The organism is Entomoplasma ellychniae, from assembly GCF_002930155.1.
Lineage (GTDB): Bacteria > Bacillota_I > Bacilli_A > Mycoplasmatales > Mycoplasmataceae > Entomoplasma > Entomoplasma ellychniae.
In genome coordinates, this window is the sequence record NZ_PHND01000002.1 from 1 (window position 1) to 6,815 (window position 6,815).

Annotated in this window: 1 protein-coding gene and 1 pseudogene; both read left to right on the forward strand. The window is 24.7% G+C overall.

Going from position 1 to position 6,815, the window contains the following annotated elements; all coding sequences use genetic code 4:
• Window positions 1-2,326 (forward strand): BspA family leucine-rich repeat surface protein (locus EELLY_RS04135; protein ID WP_146063626.1); only part of this gene is annotated, 2,326 nt, incomplete at its 5' end.
• Between the two features lie 1,191 nt (window positions 2,327-3,517).
• A pseudogene (locus EELLY_RS04075) lies at window positions 3,518-6,815 on the forward strand (hypothetical protein); the annotation flags it as partial.

Below are 6,815 nucleotides of genomic sequence, written 5' to 3' on the forward strand. Positions count from 1 at the left end.
TGATCAACAAGTATTAGAAGCTTTAAAAAAAGTCACTGGTATTAGTGATTTATCTCTTGGTGATTTTGACTTTAATAAAACTGATGCTTATTATGGTAAACAAGGAAGTGTTGAAATTAGTGCTAAAGCTGAATCAGTTAGAATTACAGGAAATCAAAATTCAATCATTCCTACTTTGGCTAAAAAAGACATTACTAAACTTGTTCTTGACTTAAATTTATCAAATGATTTAACTGATCAACAAGTATTAGAAGCTTTAAAAAAAGCTACTGGTATTAGTGATTTATCTCTTGGTGATTTTGACTTTAATAAAACTGATTCTTATTATGGTAAACAAGGAAGTGTTGAAATTACTGCTAAAGCTGATTCCGTTAGAATTACAGGAAATCAAAATTTAACAATTCCAAAATGACCCCCTGTTAGTCTTGATGAAATCATTATTAAAGAAGAATTTAATAATGATACAACAGATCAAGAAATTTTAAATGAACTGCAAATAGCAACTGGTATCACACAATTAACTTTTGGTGATTTTAAAATCACTCGCTCACCATCTACATACAAAAATATTGGTGGAATAATAATTAAAGCCATTGATGGATCAATTTATTTAAAAGGAGATACAAATATTGTAATACCAAAAATCCCTAAAATAAATTTAGATACTATAAACATTGATATTGATGATTATTCATCAATTAATGAAGATGATATAATCGAACAAATTAAATTAATTACTGGAATTGAAGATATAAGTCGAGAAGATTTAATTATAGATATAATAAAACCAGATTATGGTATTAATGATGGTTCATTAAAAATTACAGCAAAAGATAATTCTTATTATTTAATTGGTGAAAATGAAATTGTAATTAATAAGTTTTCAATTAAAATTATTAGCAAAGAAATACAAAATATTATAAATTCAAAGCAATATGAACAATGAAATAAAGAGGATTTAATTGTAGCTATTGAAAATTTATATAAAGATGTGGATATGAAATTATCTATAGATAGTATTAAAATTACTGATTCGAAAAAAAGCTCAAATTCAAATGATTATGTTGATAGATATGAATATCTAATATCAACTCAAGAAGGTGGTTCTGATATTTTTGAGCAAGATGTTATTACATTATCAGAAGAAACAGCTCAAAACACATCATCCTCACTTTATTTAACAAATGATGATGAACTTTTAGTAACAACAGATTTTAATTTTAGTCAAAAAAATGCAAAAAATATTTATAAAATTGGTTATGACAGTAGCGGAAATACATTAATTTTTGTTAATGCAAAATATATTACAAGTATTTTACCTGAAGGCATTAAAAACTTAACAAACTTTTTCAATAATAATTCTTTTTCAACAATTGAAGGAATTGAAAATTGAGATACATCAAATGTTACAAACATGTCGTGTATGTTTAATGGTGCTTCAACTTTTAATTCAAATATTTCAAATTGAGATACATCAAAAGTTACAGACATGAGTTATATGTTTAATAATGCTTCATCTTTTAATTCGAATATTTCAAATTGAGATACAAGTAGTGTTACTAATATGGGAACAATGTTTGGAAGTGCTTTAAATTTTAATCAAGATTTATCTACTAAAAAAGTAAAAGATCAAAAAGGAAATGAATATATAGCCTGAGATACAAGTAATGTTAATAATATGGTGGCAATTTTTCAAAATGCTTCAAATTTTAATGGGAATATTTCAAATTGAGATGTATCAAAAATTACAAACATGTCCTATATGTTTAGTGGTGCTTCAAATTTTAATGGGAATATTTTAAATTGAGATACATCAAAAGTTACAGACATGAGTTATATGTTTAACGGCGCTTCATCTTTTAATTCGAATATTTCAAATTGAGATACAAGTAGTGTTACTAATATGAGAACAATGTTTGCAAATGCTTTAAATTTTAATCAAGATTTATCTACTAAAAAAGTAAAAGATCAAAAAGGAAATGAATATATAGCCTGAGATACAAGTAATGTTAATAATATGGTGTCAATTTTTCAAAATGCTTCAAATTTTAATGGGAATATTTCAAATTGAGATACATCAAAAGTTACAGACATGAGTTATATGTTTAATAATGCTTCATCTTTTAATTCGAATATTTCAAATTGAGATACCTCAAACGTTAAAACTATGGAAAAAATGTTTTGAAAAGATGAAAACAATGATACAACAAAAATGGTATTTAATCAAAATTTAACATCTTGAATTACTTCTAAGGTTTTGAACCATAATGATTTTTGAAATTATAAAACATCTGAAAAATGAGAAAATCAGCCTAAATTTAATTAGAATTATTTTAAAATAGTTACTTAATATTATTTTTTATTTTTTATTATAATATATTTAATTTTAAAAGAGATAAATTGCTCTGTTCTTTATTCTTTGAATTAAATCAAAGTTTGGGTGTCAAGAAAAAGTGGGTAACTCCCACTTTTTTATTTACTAATTTACATATATAGTTCTTCAATTTTGTATCCAATTTTGTATCCATTTAATATTTAATATTGAGCAGGCTCTTATATACTCTAGATCTTATATATTTAAAATTATTTATATCTTTGTTAATTAAACTAAAATTTTTAAAAAAAAAGATCACTAAAATAAATATATCATTTAACCACTTATCAAAACTTGGAGATAATTGATTATGAAATAACTAATTTAAATAACTATCAAAAAATCACAAACCAACAATCCATTAAAAACTTTTTAATTTTTGAAACAATTTTATTTGGTTTTGCATTACAGTTAGCTTGTATAAATCTAATTATTCTTTTATTTTTTATGTCTATAGTTCTTATAGAGCAATTTAAAACTATTGAGTTTTTTGCTTAAGTAAGTCTTTTAAGTAATTGTTAAATAACTGCGAGTGCATTTCTTTTGATATAGTCAACCTCTGTTCTTATTTATTCATCTAAAATATAATTTTAAGACTTGGACTTTTCTACTTTCTAATTAATTGAGGCATTATCATTTACAATTCATCGCCCTTTATTTGGGATTGACTTGTTTTTTTTTTTTTTTTGATAAACTTTAATTTGAATAAAAATAAAAAGAATATAAAGTTATTTTTTTCACTTAATAGATCTAAGTTTATTTTTATGGATATGCAAAAAAATATAAAATTTTAAAACCAACAACAATGATGTAAAGTCATTTTATTGTTATTTACTTTTAATAAAGGAGCTATCATGAATAAAATAGATTTTTTAGAACATCATACATATTAAAGCAAGAAAAAATGATCACTCTTAATAGAGTCTATAGTTAAAGGCTATTGAAAACAAAAAAATCTTAAAATCAAAATATATTAGTTATAAAAAAAATAATTTAAGTTTACTAATATTTACTTTTAAGTAAGTAATTAGTTTTTTTATTCTTTGTAAATTTTATATAAGATTATGTAGTTTCACGAATTCATAGCTAAATTGGAATTAATTTTGAAATTTCATTTAAAAAGTTTCTTTTGAAAGGATAAATATGAAAAAATTATTATTAATATTGTCAGCTTTGAATTTGGCATCGTTGCCGATTATAACTTTTGTAGCTTCTAATAATACTCCAAGAAAAGATATTTCAATTATTAAAGAACAACTTCAATCACTTTTAGATTCAAAGACTAATGTATTTTGAACTATAAGTGAGTTAGAAATAGAAATATATAATAAAGGAATTGATAAACTTAAAGGCATAACTGTACATTTTAAAACAGACCAATCTTCTGGTGATTCACTTTTGAAAAAAGGTTTTGTTTTTGTTGGTAATTCTAGTAAAAACAATGATTTCAAATATAATGGTGAAATCGTTTTATATCAAGAATTGAAAAAGTTAGAAAAAATGGATCTAGAAAATTATGATCCAAATATTTTTGATAACTGAAATTATGTTCAGTGAATTAAAAATCAAGAAGATGATATCAAGATGTTAGTTCTTAATGATTTAAAGACTAAAACAAATAACAAAAATTTATCAATCTCTGATTTTGAATTAACCTTATCTAAACCAAATTTTGGTTCTAATGGTATGGTGATTATAAATGCCACTGAAAACTCTATTTATTTAAAAAGTCAGAAAACTTTAACAATTCCAAAATTGTCTGCAGTTGATATTAATAATATTAATCTTGGTTTGAATTTATCAAATGATTTAACTGATCAACAAGTATTAGAAGCTTTAAAAAAAGCCACAGGGATTACTGATTTAACAAGTAATGATTTTTCATTTAATAAAACTAATGCTGGTTATGGTAAAGAAGGAAGTGTTAAAATTAGTGCTAAAACTGATTCTGTTAGAATTACAGGAAATAAAACTTTAACAATTCCTGTTTTGGCTAAAAAAGACATTTCTCAACTTGCTCTTGGTTTAAATTTATCAAATGATTTAACAAAAGAAGATGTATTAGAAGCGTTAAAGAAAGCTACTGGTATTAGTGATTTAACACTTGATGATTTTGACTTTAATAAAACTGATGCTTATTATGGTAAACAAGGAAGTGTTAAAATTAGTGCTAAAACTGAATCAGTTAGAATTACAGGAAAACAAAATTTCACAATTCCTGTTTTGGATAAAAAAGACATCACTCAACTTGCTCTTGACTTAAATTTATCAAATGAATTAACAAAAGAACAAGTATTAGAAGCTTTAAAAAAAGCCACTGGTATTAGTGATTTAACTCTTGATGATTTTGAATTTAATAAAACTGATGCTTATTATGGTCAACAAGGAAGTGTTGAAATTAGTGCTAAAACTGATTCAGTTAGAATTACAGGAAATAAAACTTTAACTATTTCAGCTTTTGTTAAAAAAGACATCACTCAACTTGTTCTTGATTTAAATTTATCAAATGACTTAACAAAAGAAGAAGTATTAGAAGCTTTAAAAAAAGCCACTGGGATTAGTGATTTAACTCTTGGTGATTTTGATTTTAATAAAACTGATGCTTATTATGGTAAACAAGGAAGTGTTGAAATTAGTGCTAAAACTGATTCCGTTAGAATTACAGGAGATCAAACTTTAACTATTTTAGCTTTTGCTAAAAAAGACATTACCCAACTTGTTCTTGATTTAAATTTATCAAATGACTTAACAAAAGAACAAGTATTAGAAGCTTTAAAACAAGCTACTGGTATTAATAATTTATCTCTTGATGATTTTGAATTTAATAAAACTAATGCTTATTATGGTAAACAAGGAAGTGTTGAAATTAGTGCTAAAACTGAATCCGTTAGAATTACAGGAAATAAAACTTTAACTATTTCAGCTTTTGTTAAAAAAGACATCACTCAACTTGTTCTTGATTTAAATTTATCAAATGACTTAATAAAAGAAGAAGTATTAGAAGCTTTAAAAAAAGCCACTGGGATTAGTGATTTAACTCTTGGTGATTTTGATTTTAATAAAACTGATGCTTATTATGGTAAACAAGGAAGTGTTGAAATTAGTGCTAAAACTGATTCCGTTAGAATTACAGGAGATCAAACTTTAACTATTTTAGCTTTTGTTAAAAAAGACATTACCCAACTTGTTCTTGATTTAAATTTATCAAATGACTTAACAAAAGAACAAGTATTAGAAGCTTTAAAACAAGCTACTGGTATTAGTGATTTAACTCTTGGTGATTTTGAATTTAATAAAACTAATGCTTATTATGGTAAACAAGGAAGTGTTGAAATTAGTGCTAAAACTGAATCCGTTAGAATTACAGGAAATAAAACTTTAACTATTTCAGCTTTTGTTAAAAAAGACATTACTCAAATTGCTCTTGACTTAAATTTATCAAATGACTTAACTGCTGAACAAGTATTAGAAGCTTTAAAAAAAGTCACTGGTATTAATGATTTAACTCTTGGTGATTTTGACTTTAATAAAACTGATGCTTATTATGGTAAACAAGGAAGTGTTAAAATTAGTGCTAAAACTGAATCAGTTAGAATTACAGGAAATCAAACTTTAACTATTTCAGCTTTTGTTAAAAAAGACATTACTCAACTTGTTCTTGATTTAAATTTATCAAATGACTTAACTGCTGAACAAGTATTAGACGCTTTAAAAAAAGTCACTGGTATTAGTGATTTAACTCTTGGTGATTTTGACTTTAATAAAACTGATGCTTATTATGGTAAACAAGGAAGTGTTAAAATTAGTGCTAAAACTGAATCAGTTAGAATTACAGGAAATAAAACTTTAACTATTTCTGCTTTTGCTAAAAAAGACATTACTCAACTTGTTCTTGACTTAAATTTATCAAATGACTTAACTGCTGAACAAGTATTAGAAGCTTTAAAAAAAGCCACTGGTATTAATGATTTAACTCTTGGTGATTTTGACTTTAATAAAACTGATGCTTATTATGGTAAACAAGGAAGTGTTAAAATTAGTGCTAAAACTGAATCAGTTAGAATTACAGGAAATCAAACTTTAACTATTTCAGCTTTTGCTAAAAAAGACATTACTCAACTTGTTCTTGATTTAAATTTATCAAATGACTTAACTGCTGAACAAGTATTAGAAGCTTTAAAAAAAGTCACTGGTATTAATGATTTATCTTTTGATGATTTTGACTTTAATAAAACTGATGCTTATTATGGTAAACAAGGAAGTGTTGAAATTAGTGCTAAAACTGATTCCGTTAGAATTACAGGAAATAAAACTTTAACTATTTCTGCTTTTGCTAAAAAAGACATTACCCAACTTGTTCTTGATTTAAATTTATCAAATGACTTAACTGCTGAACAAGTATTAGAAGCTTTAAAAAGCGCCACTGGTATTAATGATTTAA